This is a genomic window from Corynebacterium urealyticum DSM 7109, from assembly GCF_000069945.1.
GTDB classification, from domain to species: Bacteria; Actinomycetota; Actinomycetes; order Mycobacteriales; family Mycobacteriaceae; genus Corynebacterium; species Corynebacterium urealyticum.
On sequence record NC_010545.1, the window covers coordinates 76,424 to 98,421 of the forward strand.

Sequence of the window (21,998 nt, forward strand, 5' to 3'; positions counted from 1 at the left end):
CTGATGGAGAGGAGCCCAGCCGGTAAAGTTGGGCACCGCACAATATAAGGACAAAGGATTGATGGCATGACCTACCCCAATAACAACGAAGGCCAGTACAACCAGGGCTATGGCCAGCAAGGCTACGGCCAGGGTTATGGCCAGCAGGGTTATGGCGAGGGCTACGGCCAGGAGCAGTACAACCAGGGCTACTACGAGGCCCAGCCTTCCCAGGAGGGCCTGATCGCCGGCCGTTTCCAGACGAAGAAGGTCATCAGCAACCTGGTGCTGCTCGCGTTGCTCGGCGCGGTCGTGACCTTCGCCGTCGTCTTCCTCGTCGACCTGCTGGTCTCCCAGATCGCGGGTTACGGCGCCGGCGGCGTGTCCTCCGCTGTGCTTGCGGCGGTCGTTGCCGGCCTGATCGGCATCGGCGCGGGCCTGCTGTACATCCCGGTTTCCGGCACGGGCAATGAGCACCTCTTCGGCATTGCCGTGATTGCCTTGGCGGTGGTCGCTGCGGTGCTGTGGGTGATTCTCGGCGGTCTGCTCGATGGCGACTGGACGACGCTGGTCACGCTCGCGGGCATCGTCTGCACCGCCACGATCGCCTACGCCACGCCGAGCCGCATCGAGTCCGCCGCCATCTACTAAACGGCGAAAAGCGGTGAGGCCGCTCAGAATGGAATAGCTAGCGCGAAAGCCGCCGACCACAGTTTTCACCGTGGTCGGCGGCTTTTTATTCTCGACGCGAGGGCGGTTCCCCGCCCAGTGGTGGCTGGTTCGCCGGGTCTAGTCCAGGAACTTCTCCGCCACGCCCAGCTCCAGCAGCTCCTCGCGGGTCGCGGCCTCGCGGTCCAGCACCTCGCGGACCACCATGCGCATCTGCTCAGCCGGGTCAGGGATGCGACGCTGGCGGCTCATCAAGGAGGTCAGCACACTCGGCTGCTGCTTGAAGCAGTGCCACAGCACCGCGTTGGCCAGGGACTCCAGCACCAGGCCGCGGGCCTCGGTGGCGTGCTTCGGCTCCGGTGCACGCTTGAGGTGGGCAAGCTTGCCCGTACGGCGCGGACGGACGTGCAGATCCTGTTGGCCGATGCCGGCCACGGAGCCGTCCTTGTTGTAGATCACCGAGGTATAAGGGACGTTGCAGTAACCGTCCTCGGCGACGACCTCCTTCATCCAGGCGAGCAGCTCGTCGGTGACCTCGACGTCGAGGTAGGCGCCGCGACGTCCCGGGGAGAGGTACTGGAAGGTGCCGGTGCGGGTCCAGGCCTCATAGTCCGAACCCAGGCGGCCCATGACCAGCGTGCCGAAGAGCACGTCCGTCATGGAAAACAGCGTGCCGCCGAAGCCCGCGCCGTGCATATTGCGGTTCCACCAGCGCAGGTTCAGCTCCAGGCGGCCGGCGGACCAGTCATCCGCGACGTGCGTGATGCGCACCCCGGAGCCCAGCAGCGGGGGCCACAGATTGAACAGTCGCCGTGCCAGGCTGGGGTTCTCGAAGCCTTCGCGCAGCACCTTCTGCGGCAGCTTGAGCTTCTGAAAGGGCTTGCCCACGGCGCCCGTGATCGTCTTGACTGCTGAATTCATAAAATTCATGTTCCCATAAGCGGGAGGGGCTTGCTGACACACCGGGGGTTTTGCTCCGGCTGCTAAGGTTTTTCGCATGTCAAAACCAGATTTCGTCCGAGCGCAACGCCTGCTCGGACCCGTTGTGCTGGCCGTGGGGCTGATCGTCGGCGCGATTGGTATCACCGTGGCTGTCCAGCACGCCCTGTCCGCGTACCTGCTGGACGTCGGCGTGTTCCGCGATGCCGGGCAAGCCTTTATCGACGGCGAGAACCTCTACGTGGACTTCGACACCCGTTCGGGATTCCGCTTTATCTACCCGCCCTTCGCCGCCCTGCTCTTCGCCCCGCTGACCTGGGTGGGGGAGCAGACCATGGAGGTCTTGTGGACGCTAGCCAGCGTTGCAGCCCTCTTCGGCATTATCGCGATGGCGGTGCGGTGGCTGCAGCGCACCGGACTCGGCCTGCCGGGGCCGATGGATAGTCGCTACTTCTGGGCCTGGTCGATTGGGCTGACCGGCCTTGCCACCTGCTTCGAGCCGGTGCGGGCCCACCTGAACTACGGCCAGATCAACGTCTTCCTGATCCTGCTGGTCGCTGCGGACGTCTTCGGCTTCACACCGCGCCGGATCCGGGGACTGGGGATCGGTATCGCCGCGGGCATCAAGATCACCCCGGCGGCCTATGCGCTGATCTTCCTGGTGCGCAAGGACTTCGCCTCTGTTGCCCGCTCCGCCGGGTTTTTTCTGCTCACCGCGGTCATCGGGTGGCTCCTGCGCCCCGAGGCCTCCCTCTACTTCTGGACCACCGAGTTCGTCAACGAGGAGCGGGGCGGTGCGCCGCCGTATCCGCCGAACCAGTCGCTGACCGGGCTGATCGCCCGCCTGGGCGTCGACAGCGACACGGCGCTGGCGATCATGAAGCCGGGCTTCATCGTCATCGCAGCCTTGAGCCTGTGGGGCGCCTGGCGCTTCGAACGCACCGGCCGCCGCGTGCACGCTTTGACCCTGGTGATTCTCGGGGTGTGCCTGGCCGGGCCGCTGGCCGTCACGCACCACTGGATCGGCATCGTGCTGGTCTTCCCACTGGTGTTCTGCACCCGCTCGCGGGCAGTGCGCATCGCCGCATTACTGGTGATTGTGGCCAACTACCTGGGGATGCACGGCCTGTACCCGGATCAGGAGAGCTATGCCTTCGAACCGGGCTTGTGGCTGCTGGGTAATTCCCAAGGCTGGACCGGCCTGATTCTATTCTGTGTTCTATTAATTCACGCTTGGAAAGCCAAGCCTGTCGGGGGCGTGGGCTATGCTGCCAGCCATGAAGAAAATAAGCCCTCACCAGCGGTGGAAGAGGTCCGCTAGGGCGCTCCGCCCAGCACTGGCGGTCCTCGGCGCCGCCAGCCTGACTTTCGCCACTGCGTGCGATCTCGAACCCGAAGAGCCAGCCGGCGAGAGCTCGGCCGTCACGAGTGCGGCGAGCGAAACGGCCGAAACCTCCCCACCACCACAGGAGAAAGCCGCCGCCGACGCTGAGGCATCCCCGACCTCGGAGGAGAAGAAGCCGGAGGACACGGACGTGGTGCGGATCGTCCGTGGCAAGCTCGACGAGCTGGCGGTCAAGGGGCGCGCGCCGAAGACCGGTTACGAACGTTCCCAGTTCGGCCAGCGGTGGAAGGACATCGACCGCAACGGCTGCGACCAGCGCAATGACGTCCTGGCACGGGACATGACGATGGTCTCGGCCCCGAAGGGCTGCAAGGTGCTCGCCGGGCAACTCAAGGAGCCGTATACCGGGCAGGTCATGAACTTCCAGCGCGGACCGCAGACCTCCAATGAGGTGCACATCGACCACGTCGTGGCGCTCTCGGATGCCTGGCAGAAGGGCGCCCAGCAGCTCAGCCCGGAGCGCCGTGAGGCCTTCGCCAATGACCACCGCAACCTATTGGCCGTTCAGGGGAAGGCGAATACCCAGAAGGGGGACGGCGACGCCGCGACCTGGCTGCCGAAAAACAAGGGCTTCCGCTGCCAGTACGTCGCCATCCAGGTGAACGTGAAGCACGCCTACCAGCTGTGGGTCACCGCCGCGGAGAAGGAGGCCATCAACCGCGTTCTCGACGGCTGTGGCCCGGGTTCCATCAACCTCGCCGGGGACGGTACCGGCACCGGCCCGAACGCCATCGATGGCTTGCTGCGACCTGGCGCCGCCCAGCTCCCGCCACCGCAGCCAGCCCAGCCGGCGCCGCCGAAGCCGCGACCATCCCCGGCCCAGCCAGCTCCGGCACCGCTTGCGCCAGCGCCGGTGGCGCCCGCGCAGTCGGGTGGCGCGGTGTACTACAAGAACTGCGCCGCGGCCCGGGCGGCCGGTGCTGCCCCTATTTACGCTGGTCAGCCCGGTTACCGGCCGGGTCTGGACGGCGACCGCGACGGCGTGGCCTGCGAATAGGCAGGGCTATAGCGAGCGGGCGGCGCGCCACGGCGGCCGGGGCGCCCGGGAGGGGCGAGGTTCACGCTGCCTGGCCTGCCTCGTGCCGGCTACCGCTGAGTGGCCCGCTGCCTCAGGCTGTTCTAGTGCCCGAAGCGGGCGAAGCCCTCGCGCAGCTGCTCGGAATCAGCCCCCGCTGCCAGCAGGACGTGCGCCAACAGACGGGCCTTCCGGGCCGTGAGCGAACCGGCGAGGATGAAGCCGCGCTCCAGCAGATCGGCCTCGGAGCCCGGGTAGCCATAGGTGTGGGTCAGGGTCCGCCCCGCCCCTGTGCGGGAGGCCACGATCACCGGGGTGCCCTCCTCGAGCACCTTTTCCAGAGCATCGGCGGCCGGCACTGCCAGGTGCCCCACACCCGGGCCACTGGCCACGATTGCCCGCGGATTCATCTGCGCCAACGCCGCGACCCACTCGCCGTCCTCGGCCACCGCGCTCTCCACGATCGGGATGCGCACCGGCTCGTCCGCCGGCGCGGGCTGGGCGGCCTCGCGCCGGGCGGGCCGGAACTGCAGGTGCAGCTCGCGCTCAAAGATCCGGCCCAGCGGGCCCCAGCCAGGGGACTGGAAGGTGGACAGTGCGGTCGCGTCCGTCTTCACGACGGTGCGGGCGGCGTGGACGGTGTCGTCCAGAACAACGAGGACGCCGAGGCCACGGGCGTCCGGGCTGGCGGCGGTGATGACGGCGGACATGAGATTCGCCGGGCCGTCGGAACTTAACAGGTTCGGTGACCGCATCGCGCCGGTGAGCACGATCGGCTCCTCCCGGCCCCACATCAGGTCGAGTAGGAAGGCGGTCTCTTCCAGGGTGTCGGTGCCGTGGGTGAGGACGACGCCCGCGGCGCCGGCGTCCACCGCCTCTTCCGCGTAGCGGAGGGCGGCGAGGATATCCGACATCGTGATCGCCGGGGAGGCGACGTTGTTGATGGTCTTCGCGCTGATCCGGGCGACGTCCTGCAGGTCGGGGACGGCGGCGATCAGGTCCTCGGCCCCGAGCTGGGGGTTGACGGGGGTGCTCGCGCTCTGGGAGCTCATTGCGATGGTGCCGCCGAGTGCGCCGACGGAAATCTGGGGAAGCATGCTCTCACTTTAAGCATTCCGGGTGGCGGGTGAACAGTGCGCCCGCGGTGGATCGCTCGTGCGCGTGCAGGGCGGGTGGCGAGGGAGGGCCAGTAAGCGCCCGAGTGCCCGCGGGATGAGCGGCTGAACGGCGTGCGGGGGCGTGGTTGCACGCCCCGGTAGCATCTGGCGCATGGAGAATAAGCCTGTGGCAGCGCGCCTCGCCATCATCCTGGTCCCGGCCGTGTTGGGGGCCGCGAGCCTGTTTTGGGTATCTTCCTCGCCCGCGGGTTCGGCCAGCTTCTACCTGGCCACCGCCGTGGCCTTCCTGGTGTGGCTTGCCGCGTGGCTGGGTTTCGGCGACCGCCGTTGCTTTAGCCCGCGCGCCGGCTCGACGGCCGCCCGTGAGCTCGGGGTCGGTGTGGGGCTGGGTGTGGTGCTGCTCGGGATCTTCCTGCTGGGGGCCTTGGTAACCCGCAATATTCTGGTGCTGGCGGAGCCGGTTGCGGGGCTGATGGACAACATGCGGGTGGACGCGCTGTGGGCCACGGTGCTCACCCTGGTGCTCAACGGGGTGGGGGAGGAGCTCTTCTTCCGCGACGTCGCCCGCCGCGCCCTGGATTCCCTCGCTAGCCCGGCGGCGTCCCTTGGCCTGCAGGTGGCGCTTTATGTGCTGGTCACGGTGGCGATGGGGGTCCCGCTGCTGCTGGTTGGTTCGCTGTGCATCGGCTTGTTTACCGCGCTGCTCGCCCGCCGGTATGGCACTATCCTCGGCGCGACGGCGCTGCACCTTTCCTGGAGCACCGGCATGGCCTTCCTGCTGCCGTTGTTCTTCTAGCTTCTCGTTCTACCTGCCCGTGGCGGTGTGGCCGCCAAACTGGACCGTCCGCGGAGCTTCCGGCCACTGACGATGTTCCGAGCTCGCTGCGATGGGCGCGGCTGCCATATGGGCGCGTTCGGCCATTCGCCTTGACCGGGGGTGAGCTGCGCCATATTCTTACTTAGTGTCAATATGACATTAAGTAGTGAGGAGGCCCGGCATGAGGCGCTGGACCGGCCTAAACGTCGCCGAAAGGCGGCAACTCGGCCCCACGGTGGCGGTGTCCACGGTGGCTTTCGCCATCGATCCACCGCACGTGGATGGGGCGAGCCCCGCGCTGTGGGTGCCACTCGTGCGCCGCATCCGGCCACCCTTCGAGGGCGCCTGGGCGCTGCCCGGCGGGCCCACCGAATGGAATAAAACCCTCACCGAAACCGCCCTGGAGAACCTCGTCGCCGCCGCCCAGGCGGAGCCGAACTACCTGGAACAGCTCTACGCCTTCGGATCGGTGGAACGCTCCGCCGAGGCGCAGCGCACCGTGACCATCGCCTACTGGGCACAGTTCCGGGACAGCGACTTCCAGCAGCGGCAACGTCAGGAACAAGAAAACATCGCCTGGTTCCGCACCGATGACCTCCCGCCCCTGGCCTTCGACCACGCAGAGATCATCGACGCGGGCATCGACCGGTTGCGCAGAAGGACCGAAAAGGCCCTCGTCGCACACCGTTTCCTGGAGGATTCCTTCACCATCGCCGAACTACGCCACGTCCAGGAGGTCATTCTCGGCAAGAAGCTCGACCCGGCCAACTTCCGCCGCCAGGTCCTCGCCAGCGGGGACGTCGAAGAAACCGGGGAATACCAGGAAGGAACCAAACACCGACCCGCGAAGTACTACCGCTTCGTCCCCGAATCCGACCGGGCAGAACTGTAGAAACTGACCACTGGCGACACGACCAACCCGACGCGAAAACCCACCACTGAACCCACCTGCCTTAAAGGGGCAGCCACAACAGAAAGCACAAGACTATGAGCTCCGTAACCAACCTCATCCTCAAGGCCGCCGACGCCGAGTCCAGCACCTGTGACTCCCAGCTGCCCGCCGAGCCCTGGGAGGTCGACCAGAATTCCTCCTACGGGCCGGGCGCTTCCCACGGCGATGACTTCCCGACCGTGGCACCCCGCCAGGGCGTGCTGCCGGAGCGCTACACCAGCGCCACCCCAGACGAGCTGGATGCCATGATCATCGCCGCCCGGGAGACCCTCGGCGACCGGGTGAAAATCCTGGGCCACTTCTACCAGCGCGATGAGATCGTGAAGTTCGCGGACTTCGTGGGTGACTCCTTCAACCTCGCCCAGGCGGCGAAGGCCCACCCGGAGGCCGAGGCCTTCGTCTTCTGCGGCGTGCACTTCATGGCGGAAACCGCGGACATCCTCTCCCAGGACAACCAGGCCGTGATCCTGCCGAACCTCTCTGCGGGCTGCTCCATGGCCGATATGGCGAACATCAGCCAGGTCGAGGCCTGCTGGGAGGAACTCAGCGAGGTGCTGGGAACAAACAGCGACGGGGACGTCGCTGCCAAGGCACCGCTGATCCCGGTGACCTACATGAACTCCGCCGCGGACATCAAGGCCTTCTGCGGCCGCAACGGCGGGATCGTCTGCACCTCCTCGAACGCCCGCACCGTCCTGGACTGGGTCTTCGAACGCGGCGAGCGGGTCGTCTTTCTGCCGGACCAGCACCTGGGCCGCAACACTGCTCGCGCGATGGGCATCCCGGACGAGCAGATCATCATGTGGCACCCGCACCTGCCGCTGGGCGGCAACACCGCCGAGGAGATCCGGGCTGCGAAGGTGATCCTGTGGAACGGCTTCTGCTCCGTGCACAAGCGCTTCACCGTCGCCCAGATCGAAAAGGCGCGCGCTGAGTTCCCGGGCGTGCGCGTTGTCGTCCACCCTGAGTGCCCGGCCCCGGTCGTCGACGCCGCGGACGTCTCCGGCTCCACCGAAGTCATCCGCCGCGAGGTGGAGGCCTCGAAGCCGGGGGACGTCATCGCCATCGGCACCGAGATCAACATGGTCAACCGCCTGGCCCAGCAGTACCCGGACCGCACCATCTTCTGCCTGGACCCGGTGGTCTGCCCGTGCTCCACGATGTACCGCATCCACCCGGCGTACCTGGCCTATGCGCTGGAGTCCCTGGTGGACGGCAAGGTGGTCAACCAGATCACCGTGGACGAGTCCGTCGCCGAGCACGCCGAGGTTGCCCTCGAGCGCATGCTGGCTGCGAAGCCTCACTGATGCCGCAGGTCAACGTCCTAGGCTCCGGGGTAGCCGGCATGGTCGCCGCCCTCACCGCGGCCGCTGCCGGCGCCGAGATAGCCCTGATCTATCCGGGTGACAGCATCGCCGCCAGCCGGGGTGCCACGCAGCTCGCGCAGGGCGGGATCGCCGCCGCGATCGACCCGACCGATAGCGTGGCCGCGCACGTGGCGGACACACTGGCCGCGGGGGCGGGGCTGGTTCCCTCGAATTCCGAGGAGACCCGGGCGGTCGAGTTCCTGGCCGCCGAGGGCGCGGTGGCGGTGCGCCGCCTGCTCGCGGCCGGTTTCCCCGCCGACCTGCTCCCGAATGGCACGCCCGCGCTCGCGCTGGAAGCGGCGCATAGCGCGGAGCGGATCGTCCACGCGTGGGGGGATCGCACCGGCGCGGCCCTGCACGCCTTCCTCGCAGAGAAGATTGAGGCGAGCACGGGCGAGCACAGCGGTGGTTCACAGGCTGGCGCGATCACCCAACACCCCGGCTGCGAGCTGGCCGAACTGCTTCTCACCGAAGGCGTGGTCACCGGCGCCCGGGTGCGCCGCGCGGGTGAAACACTAGACCTCAGCGCGGATGCAACCATCGTCGCCACCGGCGGATATAGCGGCATCTTCCCCCGCTCCACCAGCGGTGGGGTGTGCACGGGTGCCGGGATCCTCGCAGCGGCCCGAGCCGGGGCGGTGTTGGCGGATATGGAGTTCGTCCAGTTCCACCCCACCGTCCTGGCGGGCACCAACTTTCTCATCTCCGAGGCGGTGCGCGGGGCTGGGGGAGTGCTGCTCGACGATGCGGGACAGCGCTTTCTTAAGAACGTCGACCCGCGCGCGGAGCTCGCGCCCCGCGACGTCGTCGCCACCGGGGTGTGCCGCGCCCTGCACGAACACACCGAGAACGTGTGGCTGGACGCCCGCCACATCCCGCAGCTGACCGAGGAGTTCCCGGGCATCACCGCGATGCTCGCCTCGCAGGGCATCGACTGGCGCCACGAGCTCGTTCCGGTTGCCCCGGCCGCGCACTACTGCATGGGCGGAATCGCCACTGACCTGCACGGACGCGCCAGCGTGCCAGGCCTCTACGCCGCGGGCGAGGCCGCCCGGACCGGCGTGCACGGGGCGAACCGTCTGGCGTCGAACTCCCTGCTCGAGGCGCTGGTCTTCGCCGCTGCCGCTGGCAAGGACGCCGCCGCGCAGGTCTCCGGCGACCAGGGACAACAACCCACGGGGCTGGCAACCGCGACCGCCGAAGGCCGCGTGCTGGACGTCGAGCTGACGCTGCCGGAAGGCACCGCGCCGGGCGTGACGTCTCCGGCAGACGTCGAGGACTCGAACGGCGCTGCGCAATACGATTCTGCGGCACAGGACGAGGCCACTGCGCGGGACGCCGTGGGTGAGGGGCTGGACGTCGAAAGAACCGGCGAGGGCATCCGGCAGGCCCAAGAGAGACTCGCGGAGATCCCGGGCGCCATTGCTACCGTCGGGCGGCTCGTGGCCATCGCGGCGGAGGCCCGGACCGAATCCCGGGGAGCGCACCGCCGCCGCGACTATCCCCGCACAGACCCGGCCCAGGCCAGCTCCCGCTTCCTGCGGCTCCTCCCCGCCGGAACGTGATGCCCAGATACACCCCACCCAGCGAAAACCAGCCAATCAGAACCACCCGAAAGGCCCCATGCTCACCCAAGACACCATCACCACCGCCGTCCGCGCCGCACTCGCCGAGGATGCCCCCTGGGGAGACATCACCTCCGAGGCGACCATCCCCGCCGACGCCCGCCTCCGCACCGCGCTGACCGCCCGCGAGGACGGGGTCTTCGCCGGCGGGCAGGTCGTCCGGGCCGCCTTCGAGCTCACCGACCCGGCGATCACCGTGACCGAGCTGGCCGCCGAAGGCACCCGCTTCACCGCGGGCCAGCAGCTCGCGGTCATCGAGGGCCCGGCCCGCGGCGTGCTCACCGCCGAGCGCATTGCCCTGAACTTCGCGCAGCGCATGTGCGCGATCGCCACCCTGACCGCCCGCTACGTCGACGCCATCGCTGGAACGAATGCCCGCATTGTCGACACCCGGAAAACCACCCCTGGCCTGCGCGCCTTCGAGAAGCACTCCGTGCGCGTCGGCGGCGGACACAACCACCGCTACGGGCTCTCGGACGCCGTGATGGTCAAGGACAATCACCTCGCAGCACTCACCGCGAGCCTCGGGGAGGGCTCGATCACCGAGGCGCTGCGCGTCGTCCGCAGCCGGGTCGGCCACACCACCCACATCGAGGTGGAGGTCGACCGCATGGACCAGATCGAGCCTGTGCTCGCCGCCGGGGTGGACAGCATCATGCTGGATAATTTCGGCCCCACCGAGCTCGCCCGTGCCGTCGCCCTGATCGACGGCCGTGCGGCCACCGAGGCCAGCGGCAACGTCAGCCTGGAGACGGTCGCGGCGCTCGCGGCCACCGGCGTGGACGTCATCTCCGTCGGTAAGCTCACTCACTCCGCGGGCTCCCTTGACCTGGGGCTCGACGCACTGGAGCCGGCAGCGCAGAGCACGCAGGACCAGGCAGCACAGGACCAGGCCTAATGTCCCGCTACCTCGACGCCGCCGCCACCGCACCACTGCACCCGGCCGCCCGGGAAGCGATGAACCGGGTGTGGGACGCAGGTCCGGGTAATGCCGCCAGCGTGCACAGCGCCGGGCACCGCGCGGACCGGGAACTCGACCACGCCCGCACCACGGTGGCGCGGGCTTTCGGCGTCCCCACAGACGGCGTGATCTTCACCGCCGGTGGGACGGAGGCGAATAACCTCGGCATCATCGGCCGCGCCCTGGCCAATCCGCGCGGGCGGAGGGTCGTGACCACCAAGGCCGAGCACTCCTCCGTGCTAGCCAGCGTGGACTACCTGCAACGCATCCACGGCTTTACCGTGGACTACCTGCCCGTCGACGCATCGGGACGCGTCCTCGACAGCGCCGCCGCTGAGTTTCTCACCGCGGACACCACGCTGGTCGCCGTGGGCCTGGCCAACTCGGAGGTCGGCAGCGTCAGTAGCGTCGAGAACCTCAGCACCACCGCCCTCGAGCTGGGGATTTCCCTGCACATCGACGCCGTCCAGGCCGCCGCTGGCCTGCCAGTCAGCTTCGCGGACGGTGGCTGGCCCGGTACTGGAATAACCAGCGCGGCGGTGGCCTCCCATAAATTCGGCGGACCGCAGGGCATGGGCGCGCTGCTCCTGCCCAGGGATATCGCCCTGGAGCCCGTCATCCACGGCGGGGAGCAGGAAAACGGTCGACGCGCGGGCACTAGCAATATCGCCGGGGCCGCGGGCTTCGCCGCCGCCGTCGCGGCCACCCGTGCCTCGATCGGCACCCGAGCCGTGGAGCTCATGGCCTCCCGTGACGCCCTGATCGAGGCCGTGCTCGCCGGCGTGCCGGGCGCGGCGCTGACCGGGCACCCCACCGAGCGGCTGCCCAACCACGCCTCCTTCGTTGTCGAAGGGATCAGCGGTGAGTCCCTGCTGGTGGCGTTGGATACTGCGGGATTCGCGGTGAGCTCTGGGTCGGCGTGCCGCGCGGGCCAATCCGAACCCTCCCCGGTGCTGCTGGCTATGGGTTATAGCCCGGAGGTGGCGCAATCCGCCCTCCGCTTCACCTTGCCTTCACCCCTGAAGGAGGCAGAGATCGAACAGATTATTCGAATCTTAAGGGCTGAAATTCTTTCTGTCCGCCCCAATGGCTAGGTTTATTCCCAGTTCAATGGATACGTAGCTTCACGCCCCTGACCGGCGAGGCTACGCAGAATTTAAGGATTATTGATGGATCTGCGCCAACTCATCGATAACACCCGGATGTCCGGCTATCAGTGGCTCATCATCGCGGTCGCCGCCTTCGTCAACGCCCTGGACGGTTACGACCTGGTCGCGATGGCCTTCTCGGCGAATGCGGTCACGAAGGAATTTGATCTCAGTGGATCCACCCTCGGCTGGCTGCTGGCCTCCGCGCTGATCGGCGTGGGGGTGGGTGCGGTGGCGCTGGCCCCGCTGGCCGACCGCTTCGGCCGCAAGCGCCTGATCGTGATTTCCCTGCTGATCACCCTGGCCGGCCTGATTGCCACCGGGTTCAGCAGCAGCGTGCCCGAGCTCTTCGTGTACCGCGTGATCACCGGCATCGGGGTGGGCGGCGTGCTCGCCTGCGTGACCGTGCTGACCTCCGAGTTCTCCAATCTGCGTTTCCGCGGCCTGGCGATGGCGATCTATGCCGCGGGCTACGGCCTGGGTGCCTCCCTGTGCGGCACGATTGCCTCCACCTTCATCCCGGATCATGGCTGGCGCATCGTGTTCTTCGCTGGCGCAGTGCTGACGACGGTCGCGCTGCTCGCCGTGTTTTTCTTCATTCCGGAGACTCCGGAGACCCTCGCCGCTCGCGGGGACGACGCCGCCCTCCAGCGTCTGGCCCGGCGCATGGGCAAGGTGTCGGCTGGCGCGAACGAGCAGCAGCGGGTGACCGTCGCGGTCCCCTCGGCTGCAGAGCGCGGCCGTTTCCGCGACCTGCTGGGCCCGGAGCTGCTGCGCAACACCCTGCTGCTGTGGCTGGGCTTCGCGCTGGTGAACTTCGGTTTCAACTTTGCGAACCAGTGGACCCCGAAGCTGCTCACCGAGGTGGGGCTGAGCGAGCAGCTCAGCGCGCTGGGCGGGATCATGCTCGCCCTGGGCGGAACCGTGGGCTCCGTGCTCTTCGGCGTGCTGACCACCCGACTGAGCACCCGCACAACACTGGTGATCTTCTCCCTCATGGCGGGCTGGGTCCTGGTTGCTTTCATCCTCAGCACAGACTTCCCGGTGCTCATGCTGGCGTTGGGCGTGGCCGTGGGCATGCTGCTCAACGGCTGCGTGACCGGCATGTACACGATCACCCCGCAGTCCTACCCCTTCCACCTGCGCAGCACCGGTGTCGGCATCGCGCTGGGTGTGGGGCGCATCGGTGCGATCATGGGCCCTCTCGTGGTCGGCTATCTGGTGGACTCGGGATGGGCGCCGCTGGCGCTCTACGTTGGGGCCGCCGTGGTCATGCTGGTCGTGGCCGTGGCCATCGGCGCCGTGCAAGGCCCGGCCACGGTGGTCGCGGGGCGGCCGGGGACCGTAAGCGGCGACCGGAACTAGGGCCCCGTCGGCGAATCGGCGCGCTTGTCCGAGGCGCCGACTAGCCTGAGGGGCATGACTAACACCACAGAAAATACCCGCACCGCCGTCGTCACCGGGGCCTCCGCAGGCATCGGGGCAGCCGCCGCAGAAGCACTCGCCGCCGATGGCTGGCACGTTGTCCTCACCGCCCGCCGCGAGGACCGCCTCCGGGAGGTACAGGCTCGGATTCAGGACGCCGGCGGCCGGGCCACCGTTATTGTCCTCGACGTTACGGACCAGGACTCCATCGACGCGGTAGCCGAACAGCTCGCCGCGGAATTCGGGAGCGTCGATTTGCTGGTCAACAACGCTGGTGGGGCGCGCGGCCTGGAGCCCATCGTGGAGACCGACCCGGCGGACTGGCGCTGGATGTTCGAGGCCAATGTGATGGGAACCCTGCAGGTCACCCGCGCTTTGTACGAGCAGCTGAAGGCCGGGCAGGCGCCACAGGTGATCAACGTGGTCTCTATGGCCGGGCGTGGCGCGTACCGGAACGGGGCGGGCTATAACGCCGCGAAGTTCGGGGAGACCGCGCTGACGGACGTGATGCGCATGGAGTTCGCCGAGGACGGCATCCGCGTCTGCCAGCTGGACCCGGGCCGCGTCGCCACCGACTTCTCGCTGAACCGCTTCAAAGGGGACCAAGCCCGCGCGGATGAGGTCTACGAGGGCGTGCAGAACCTGGTGGCGGAGGACATCGGCGAGACGGTGCGCTGGATCGCGGGCCGACCGGCGCACATGGACGTCGAGACGATCATGATCAAGCCGATCGACCAGGTCTAAACCAGGGTGCTGGGATAAAAGTTAAAAGGGTACTCTTGAGCCGAAGAGTTACCCTTTAACGCTTAAGGTATAAACCTTGAGCCGAAGGTGTAGCCCTTAATCACTAAAGGATAAGTCTTGGCTTGCCGCCCAGGGCGTGAGCCGTAGCCCGGCTACCAAGAAAGAGGCGTGTATGGGGCACTACGTTGATCAGCATTGGCACCCAATCGATGCACCAGGGGTGCCGAAACGCGATAAGGCTGGTGGACACTTCCGCGCGTTTGTCCCAGATTTTTTGATGCAGGGTCGGCGTGGTGCACCGCTACTTGTCGACGACGACGTGTCGCACAAAGCGGCCGTTGTGGAGCGGAAGATTTTGCAGCTTGGGCGGCTACAAGGCGCTACGCAGTTGGAGAGCATCGCCCGATGGCTGATGCGTTCGGAGGCAGTTGCTTCTTCCAAGATCGAGGGGATTGCGCCGAGGGTAGACAAGATTGCTCTTGCAGAACTCGCGCAGAGTGAGGATGTCCGGGGATTCAAACCGAATGCTGCAGCGGTGGCTCGCAACCTCACCGTGCTCCGTAGCGTGGAGGAACAATTCGAAGCACTGGGTCCAATCACGGTCGACATGCTGGAGCGTCTGCAGGAGCAGCTCATCGGTGACGAGCGGGGGATCCCTGTAGGCGTACGTGAGCAACAAAACTGGATCGGTGGCGGGGACTTCACTCCAATTGGAGCAGAGTTCGTTCCGCCCCCGCCAGAATACGTTCCGGAACTTATGAAAGACCTCGTTGAATACCTGAATAGTGCAACCCACGGTGCGCTTCTCCAGGCCGGGATTGTCCACGCACAATTCGAGACGATTCACCCGTTCGCAGATGGGAACGGCCGGGTCGGTCGAGCACTCATTCATGGGGTCCTTCAACGCCGTGGCCTCGCGCCGAAAACCCTCCTGCCCATCAGCCTCGTTCTGGGAACATGGTCGCAGCGTTACGTCGAGGGATTGACCAAGTTCCGGAAGGGGGACCTTTCCGGGTGGCTCGACCTATTCGTTGAAGCGGCCGATGTGGCAGGGGGCCAGGCAGAAGAGCTTTCGAATGAATTGAGCGCTATGGAACAGCAGTGGGCGGAGCGAGTCGATGCTGCGAGGAAGGCTAGCGGGAAGGTGCGAGAACTGCGTCGGGACTCCCTGGTGATACGCCTCTTGGAGGCTTTGCCGGAACACCCAGTGGTCACGGTGGCTACGGTCAACCGCATCTATGGGAAGGCTCCTGCGAGTGCCCGTCAAGCACTGGATTTTTTGGAGGAGGCCGGAATCTTGCGGTCAAAGTCTGTGGGTCCGCAAGGACAACGTGGCTACTATGCGGACGACGTGCTCGATCTCATCACCTACGCTGACCGGAAACTCGCTAGTAGCCAATTCGATACGCGGCTCGCAGAACCCCAGGGTCGAGGTGCACCAGCCCGGCCGGAGTAGTGGAACTCGCAGAGTGCAGCTTGCTTTCCTGCTGCTGAGCTGGGCGCCGGGCTGGTGCCGGGCAGGAGGGGCGAGCAGCGCCTTGGGCAACCCGAACCCGGCACGACCAGCCACGGGCTAGCCTTGGGTCATGAGCACGAACTCTGGTGTTTTCACGCTGAACGACGGCCTACCGCAAGAACTGATCGACGTCCTGACGGGCGCGCGTAACGTCGTCGTCTTCACCGGCGCGGGCATGAGCAAGGACTCCGGGCTGGACACCTTCCGCGATGCGCAGACTGGCATTTGGGAGCGCATCAACCCGCAGGACATGGCCTCCCTGGGCTCCTGGGCGAAGGACCCTGACCCCATGTACGCCTGGTATCTCTGGCGCGGGCATGTGTGCCAGCAGGCAGCCCCCAACGCCGGGCACGTGGCCATCGCGGAGTGGGAGAACTCCTCCTGGGCCAGCGAGCGGGGCATCAACCTGCACGTGGTGACCCAAAACGTCGACGACCTGCACGAACGGGCGGGCAGTAGGCGGATTTCGCACCTGCACGGCAGCCTATTCAGCTACCGCTGCGCCATCTGCCACAAGCCCGCCCGCACCCCTGAGTTCCCTGATCAGCAGCTGGAGCGCGCCACCCCGCCGAATTGTTCCCTGTGCGGCAACCCCGTCCGCCCGGGCGTGGTGTGGTTCGGTGAGCCACTGCCGCACCGCGAGTGGGATGCCTCCGAGGCCGCGATGCGGGAGGCCGACTTGGTGGTCATCATCGGAACCTCGGGCGTGGTCTACCCGGCCGCAGGCCTGCCGCAGGTGGCGAAGGCCGCAGGCGCCCGCATCCTGGAGATCTCCCCGGAGCGCACCGACCTCACGCGGCTGGCGGACTGGTCGCTGCGCGCAACCGCGGCGGAGGGCGCCCCGGCGATCGTTGCAGCGGCCAGGGGCTAGCTAGCGATAACGCACGTCTGAGGCGGTGACTGAATGGTAGCCACATTCAGGTCGCGTCGGAGCCAGGCATAGAAAAAGGGAGGCGGGCAGCGTCTGCTGCGACTCGCCTCCCTCGGCACCCTGGATCAGCGGACTCGTTGATCCAGGATGCTAGAGATCCTAGAAGTTATCCTTCAGATCTTCGATGTCCTCATCGAAGGGGCTGTCATCAGACCTCAGGAAATCGACACCGATCTTGCCGTCATCAAACTCGATGACTCCAACGCGCCAGCGGGAATCCTTGCCGTTCTTATCTCCGATGAGGGAGAAGTAGATCTTCTTGATGCCTTCCTTCTTATACGCATCCTTGATGCGATCCTCGTCGAAGGTATATTCCATAAGCCCTGCGTCCCTCACATCGACCGAGCGGAGAACCTTGGGTTCCTCGGTATCGAGGAAGCGGTCCATACCGCGATAGTCATCGTCAATGTCGATCCGGTCGCGGAGGTTATCCTGGAAATCGAACTGGACGTTGTCCTGAATCCACTTCTCGGTCTTGTCCTTATCCCGCAGCTCGATCAGCTGAGTGACCTTCTTCGAGTGCCCCACGTCAGATGGGCCGGAGTTGCCCGTGAAGAGGTTGAACAGCGTGAACAGCAGCAGCATCACGACGGCCGTGGCGATCGCGGTGATGAGGATAGCCATCTTGGAGGAGCGGCCGAATTCCTTCTTAGTCTTCTCCATTGCGGGAGCGACCTGCTGCTGGGTCTTCGCGCCGGCTTCCTTGAAGCGCTCGCCCAGCGACGGGCCCTGCTTCTCCGGCGAGTGCTGGGCACCTGCTGCGCCAGCCATGCCTGCTGCACCAGCGGCGCCTGCTGGTGCTGCGCCCGCTGCGGGATCGCCCGCTGGAGCTGTGCCGGCGGAGAAGTCCGCGGCGGCCAGCTGGCGGAGAGCGTTCACGTCCACCTCAGGTGCGTTCGGATCATCCAGGCGGGAATCGTAGGCGGTGCGCTTCTGTGGATCACCCAGGATGGCGCGGGCGATCTCTACTTCCTCGCGACCACCGATATTGTCCAGCTCATTGTTCTCCAGACGATTCGAGAGCTCGGCGCTGATTTCCTCTGGAGTCTTCGAACGGTCGAGATTGAGCGCCTGATAGAGGTCGTAGTGGGCCATGTGCTTCCTTCCGGCCAGCAGCGACGGGTTTTTCTAAGAGGAACTTATCAGATTGTTATGCCTGGATGTCTCGCTAAGTAAAGTCCGAAGGAATCCCCGACCCGCACATGTTCGGTATGGGCCCAAGAGTTTTCTGATTAAAAGGCTTTGAAGCGCAGCTACTCTGGCGAATTCGAGGACGCGAAGGGCCTCGGTTACCGCCGCGGTCATCCACCCAGTGCCCCAGGCAGCAGTTTCGCGAGCCGGGGGCATCGCGCTTTCTTGAGCTGTAGAACCAGTGTCGCGATGTCTGCTGCGCCCTCCTCTCCCGGGGCTTTCTTACCCATGCGCGCGGCGACGACCTGCGCCAACGCGCCGGGGTGGGTGGTACCGAGTTCGTGGAGGAAGTCGTCGGGGTTAGTGACCCGGTAGCTTTCTCGGGCGGGCTTTTTCGTGAAGTCCGAGGGGCGGTTGAAGCTCAGCAGCGTCGTCGCCCCGCAAGCGGTTGCCGCGGCGTGCACGTGGTAGTCGCCGGGGTCCTTCCCGCTGAAGGCGAGACCCTCGGGGTAGCGGGGGAGGACCTCGTCCATCTCCCGGCGCAGCTCCGCCATCCGCTGGTCCCGCTGCGCGCCCGTGGATTGCGGTACGCGCCAGTTCATCGTGGCGCCGGTCTCCGACAGGGTTTTTAAGGACGTCACGAGCCGCAGTTCGCACCCCTCACCGACCAGTGCTGCGCGCAGGTCGAAAAGCCACCGCAGAACGGTGGTGCTGGTCAACACGTTGGCGTCGAGAAAAACGATGTGTGGCATGGGGAGTGGGGAATTCGCTGTGGTGATGGTCGGGACCAGTGTATTCCGCGTTGACCGCTTCATCGCTACTGGGGCGCCGTCCAGCAGATTGGTGGAGCGCTATTGTCTGGGTGGCTTGTTAGGGTTATCCCAAGTACCGCACATTATGGAGGCCAAGGTGAAGAAGAAAATTGTGGTCGTTGGCGCCGTTCTCGTCGAAGACGGCAAAATCCTCGCTGCACAACGGGGGGAAGATATGGCCTTGGCGGGGTATTGGGAGTTCCCAGGCGGAAAGATCGAAGAGGGCGAAACTCCCGAAGAGGCACTTCAGCGGGAGCTGAAGGAGGAACTCCTCTGTGATGCCACTATCGGTGAGTACCTCGACACCACCGCTTATGAATACGATTTTGGAATCGTCGAGCTGACAACCTTCTTCGCCTCCTTGCACGGTAAGGAGCCAGAGCTCACGGAGCATGCCCAGATTCGATGGCTGAAGCCGGAAGCACTGGACACGGTCCAGTGGGCTCCAGCAGATGTGCCCGCGGTAGAGAAAATCAAGGAAAAATTTAGCGCATGACCCGCGATGCCCAGCGCATTGTCGCTGATACACACTTTGGCTTCCTCGATAAGAGCGTGCAAGCCCCGGAGGCGTTCAACCCGGTCCTCATCGCCAACGATGACGAGAACACGATGCTGCGCGCAATTAAGCATGAGTTGCGGCGAGCCAAAAAGTTCAAGATCTCCGTTGCCTTCATCACGGAAGACGGCCTGGCCAAGATCAAGCAGGATCTCCTTGATTTCTCGGGCGAGGGGACGATCATCACCTCCGACTACCTCGGGTTTAACGAACCGCGGGTATTTCGGGAGCTACTGAATCTCCCTCCGAACATCACAACGATCATTCACGATGTGCCGGACCGCGGCTTCCATCCCAAGGGCTATATTTTCGAGCTCGAGGCAGCTCGGACCGCGATCATCGGCAGCTCCAACCTGACCCGTGGTGCACTGCTCGCAAACCAAGAGTGGAATTTGCGATTTTCGGCCCTGCCAGAAGGCCACATCGTTGAGCAGCTCGATCAGGCTATTGAGCGCCAGATTGCTGCGGGCCGAGCACTAGACGAAGACTGGATTGCCGCCTATACGCAACGGCGTCAAGTGCCGAGAGATTCGGTTTACGTACCCAAGCACGGGGCTGTCCCAGCGGGGAACGTCATTGAGCCGAACGCTATGCAGGTTGAAGCGCTGGAAAACATCAATCGCTTGCGGTCGCAGGGCGAACAGCGAGCGCTGGTCATTTCTGCAACAGGAACAGGCAAGACAATCCTCGGAGCGTTGGCTGTTCGGAGTGCAAATCCGAAGAAATTCCTCTTCTTGGTCCATACCGAGCAAATCCTCGACAGGGCCATGCTGGATTTCCAGAAGGTGCTGGGGGCAGGTCCAGAGGAGTTTGGAAAATTTGCAGGTTCTTCGAGGGAGCTCGGGAAACGGTACACTTTCGCCACCATCGCCTCACTCTCTCGACCCGAGAATCTGTACAAGCTGAGCCAGGATTATTTCGACTTTATTATCGTCGACGAGGTTCATCGCGCAGAAGCGGCTACATACGTCCGGATCATCGAGCACCTCAAACCAGATTTTCTACTCGGTCTGACAGCAACACCTGAGCGCACGGACGGTAAGAGCATCTTCGAACGCTTTCACCACAACGTGGCGTATGAGATTCGTTTGCAAAAAGCGCTCGAAGAAAAAATGCTGGTGCCGTTTAACTACTACGGTGTCACGGACTATACGGACAACGAAGGCAACGTCGTCGACGATGAGTTCAGTAGCTTGGCCCGGTTATGCGCTCCAGAGCGTGTTAAGCACATCGTCAACATGCTGAACACCTATGGTTTTGCCGGTGATGTCAAGGGGCTCATCTTTTGCTCGAGGGTGGAAGAAGCAGAGGAGCTTTCACGACTTCTCAACAAGGAAAAGGTTTACGGCCGTACGCTCAGGACCCTGGCGCTATCTTCGCAGTATTTCACGGTGGCGGAACGTCAAAAAGCTGTGGAACGGCTAGAAAACGGGGAGTTAGACTACCTCCTGACCGTCGATATTTTTAATGAAGGTATTGACATTCGGTCAGTCAATCAGATTGTGATGCTCCGTCCCACAGAATCCAGCATCATTTTCACCCAACAGATCGGGCGCGGTCTGCGCAAATGCGAAGGTAAAGATCACCTGCGGGTCATTGACTTCATTGGGAACTATAAGAAAAACTTCCTCATCCCCATCGCGTTATTCGGTGAGCGGTCGCGTCGGAAAGATAAGATCCGCCGTAAGATGACGGACGCCGCCACCCAGGGTGCTATTGCGGGGCTTTCGAGCGTCAATTTTGACCAGATTTCTCGGGAACGCATCTTCGAGTCCCTTGCCCAAACACGGCTGGACAGAGTCGAAGATCTTAAGCTAGAGGTATCGAAACTATCTGATCAGCTGGGGAGGCCCCCAACACGCGAGGACGTTGCTCGCTACGACACGGTCGACGTGACTGTTCTCGCGGAAAAAGAGAAAGACTACTGGACCTTCCTCGCTAAATATCGTTACCTCGAGGCTGCACCTAGCGAGGAGCTGCTGCCGTATCTGCAGTTTCTCGACCGGGAAATCCTCCCGAGCAAGCGGTCCGCAGAGATCCTCACCCTTGAGCTTCTGCTCAACCAAGAAAAAGTGAGCAAGCAGGAGATCGCCCAGCACCTCAGTCAGCTGGGCGTCAACCATGACCCGAGTGACGTGGATACCGCAGTGCGCGTGTTGACGCTTGAATTCTTCCCTAATGGGGAACGCGCAAAATACAAGAACATTTCTCTCTTGCAAGAGGCGTCTGAGGGGGTGAGCCTGGACGCTACCTTCAAACAGCTTCTCCAGCAGGACGCCGATTTCGAGCAGAACGTCTGGGACGTCGTCAAAGCCACGAAGTACCTGGTGCGACACCAACACTCCTGGAGCGGAGCACTCGTGCCGTCCGCGACATATACACGGGGTGAAGTGTGCAGGATGTTGAATTTCCAGAAACTCATCATTCCGCAAAACATTGGAGGCTACTACTTGGAGAGGGACCAGATGGATATTCCACGCATCTGCCCGATCTTCATTACGTACCACAAGGACGAAGACATCAGCGCGACGGTGAAATACGAGGACAGTTTTATCGACTCGACGACCCTGCGCTGGTTCACTAAGAACCGCAGAACCCTGAACAGCCCGACGGAACGCTACATCATCGATAACCTTGTGCCGCTCCCGGTCTTTATGAAGAAGGACGACACTGAAGGGCGGGACTTCTACTTTTTGGGCTATGCGACCGCGCATGATGCAGAACAAGCCACCATGCCATCCGGAAACGGGACATCAGAGGTGGACGTCGTCCACATGAAACTAAAGCTTGATTGGGACAACATCCAGCTCTACGACTACTTCGTCGAAGGAGTGCAAACCTCTTAAAACCTTAGGAGCCAGGCTTCTAGACCAGCCGCCCCAAAAAAC

The 21,998-nt window shown here is 64.6% G+C and carries 19 protein-coding genes; 15 read left to right on the forward strand and 4 right to left on the reverse strand.

The window, feature by feature from the left end; translation table 11 throughout:
- Positions 1-66: 66 nt before the first annotated feature.
- Positions 67-630: a hypothetical protein gene (locus CU_RS00340; RefSeq protein ID WP_012359332.1), complete on the forward strand. Its 564-nt coding sequence runs from the start codon at positions 67-69 to the stop codon at positions 628-630.
- 138 nt (positions 631-768) lie between these two features.
- Here CU_RS00340 and CU_RS00345 read toward each other — a convergent pair whose 3' ends face one another.
- On the reverse strand, positions 769-1,569 hold the full coding sequence (locus tag CU_RS00345) for a PaaI family thioesterase (RefSeq protein WP_012359333.1): 801 nt from the start codon (positions 1,567-1,569) through the stop codon (positions 769-771).
- 76 nt (positions 1,570-1,645) lie between these two features.
- Here CU_RS00345 and CU_RS00350 point away from each other — a divergent pair, with 76 nt between their 5' ends.
- Together CU_RS00350 and CU_RS00355 are read left to right on the forward strand one after the other, a co-directional pair.
- Positions 1,646-2,908, forward strand: coding sequence for a glycosyltransferase 87 family protein (locus CU_RS00350; protein ID WP_012359334.1), 1,263 nt, complete (start codon positions 1,646-1,648; stop codon positions 2,906-2,908).
- Positions 2,853-3,989 (forward strand): GmrSD restriction endonuclease domain-containing protein, encoded by a 1,137-nt coding sequence (locus CU_RS00355; protein WP_012359335.1) that lies wholly within the window; start codon positions 2,853-2,855, stop codon positions 3,987-3,989. Before CU_RS00350 ends, CU_RS00355 begins: the two co-directional genes overlap by 56 nt.
- A 122-nt stretch (positions 3,990-4,111) precedes the next feature.
- Here CU_RS00355 and CU_RS00360 read toward each other — a convergent pair whose 3' ends face one another.
- The gene (locus tag CU_RS00360; protein WP_012359336.1) at positions 4,112-5,104 is read right to left on the reverse strand and encodes an asparaginase; all 993 of its coding nucleotides are present in this window, start codon (positions 5,102-5,104) and stop codon (positions 4,112-4,114) included.
- A gap of 172 nt (positions 5,105-5,276) precedes the next feature.
- Here CU_RS00360 and CU_RS00365 point away from each other — a divergent pair, with 172 nt between their 5' ends.
- The 10 genes from CU_RS00365 (at position 5,277) to CU_RS00410 (ending at position 16,551) form a co-directional block, all read left to right on the forward strand.
- Positions 5,277-5,921, forward strand: coding sequence for a CPBP family intramembrane glutamic endopeptidase (locus tag CU_RS00365; protein WP_231837691.1), 645 nt, complete (start codon positions 5,277-5,279; stop codon positions 5,919-5,921).
- 202 nt (positions 5,922-6,123) lie between these two features.
- Entirely contained in the window at positions 6,124-6,834 is a 711-nt protein-coding gene (locus CU_RS00370) for an NUDIX hydrolase (RefSeq protein WP_012359338.1), read from the forward strand.
- A 95-nt stretch (positions 6,835-6,929) separates the two neighbouring features.
- The gene (gene nadA / locus CU_RS00375; RefSeq protein WP_012359339.1) at positions 6,930-8,201 is read left to right on the forward strand and encodes a quinolinate synthase NadA; all 1,272 of its coding nucleotides are present in this window, start codon (positions 6,930-6,932) and stop codon (positions 8,199-8,201) included.
- Entirely contained in the window at positions 8,201-9,826 is a 1,626-nt protein-coding gene (locus tag CU_RS10245; RefSeq protein ID WP_012359340.1) for an L-aspartate oxidase, read from the forward strand. The genes nadA and CU_RS10245 overlap by 1 nt, the downstream gene beginning before the upstream one ends.
- Before the next feature lie 58 nt (positions 9,827-9,884).
- Positions 9,885-10,784 carry a carboxylating nicotinate-nucleotide diphosphorylase gene (gene nadC / locus CU_RS00385; protein WP_173362300.1) on the forward strand — a complete coding sequence of 300 codons (900 nt, stop codon included), beginning with the start codon at positions 9,885-9,887 and terminating at the stop codon, positions 10,782-10,784.
- Positions 10,784-11,941: a cysteine desulfurase family protein gene (locus CU_RS00390; protein WP_012359342.1), complete on the forward strand. Its 1,158-nt coding sequence runs from the start codon at positions 10,784-10,786 to the stop codon at positions 11,939-11,941. Before nadC ends, CU_RS00390 begins: the two co-directional genes overlap by 1 nt.
- 75 nt (positions 11,942-12,016) lie before the next feature.
- Positions 12,017-13,360, forward strand: coding sequence for an MFS transporter (locus tag CU_RS00395; RefSeq protein ID WP_012359343.1), 1,344 nt, complete (start codon positions 12,017-12,019; stop codon positions 13,358-13,360).
- A 54-nt stretch (positions 13,361-13,414) separates the two neighbouring features.
- Positions 13,415-14,164: an SDR family oxidoreductase gene (locus CU_RS00400; protein ID WP_012359344.1), complete on the forward strand. Its 750-nt coding sequence runs from the start codon at positions 13,415-13,417 to the stop codon at positions 14,162-14,164.
- 172 nt (positions 14,165-14,336) lie between these two features.
- Positions 14,337-15,620 carry a Fic family protein gene (locus tag CU_RS00405; protein WP_012359345.1) on the forward strand — a complete coding sequence of 428 codons (1,284 nt, stop codon included), beginning with the start codon at positions 14,337-14,339 and terminating at the stop codon, positions 15,618-15,620.
- 157 nt (positions 15,621-15,777) lie between these two features.
- On the forward strand, positions 15,778-16,551 hold the full coding sequence (locus CU_RS00410) for an NAD-dependent deacylase (RefSeq protein ID WP_173362328.1): 774 nt from the start codon (positions 15,778-15,780) through the stop codon (positions 16,549-16,551).
- A 159-nt stretch (positions 16,552-16,710) separates the two neighbouring features.
- On the opposite strand, the gene CU_RS00415 is transcribed toward CU_RS00410, so the two are convergent.
- Complete coding sequence (locus CU_RS00415) at positions 16,711-17,706, reverse strand: hypothetical protein (protein WP_012359347.1); 996 nt, start codon at positions 17,704-17,706, stop codon at positions 16,711-16,713.
- A gap of 206 nt (positions 17,707-17,912) precedes the next feature.
- The gene (locus CU_RS00420; protein WP_231837692.1) at positions 17,913-18,494 is read right to left on the reverse strand and encodes a hypothetical protein; all 582 of its coding nucleotides are present in this window, start codon (positions 18,492-18,494) and stop codon (positions 17,913-17,915) included.
- A gap of 157 nt (positions 18,495-18,651) precedes the next feature.
- On the opposite strand from CU_RS00420, the gene CU_RS00425 reads away from it, so the two are divergent.
- Positions 18,652-19,050 (forward strand): (deoxy)nucleoside triphosphate pyrophosphohydrolase, encoded by a 399-nt coding sequence (locus CU_RS00425; protein ID WP_012359349.1) that lies wholly within the window; start codon positions 18,652-18,654, stop codon positions 19,048-19,050.
- A 113-nt stretch (positions 19,051-19,163) separates the two neighbouring features.
- On the forward strand, positions 19,164-21,956 hold the full coding sequence (locus tag CU_RS00430; protein WP_407919452.1) for a DEAD/DEAH box helicase: 2,793 nt from the start codon (positions 19,164-19,166) through the stop codon (positions 21,954-21,956).
- Positions 21,957-21,998: the final 42 nt, after the last annotated feature.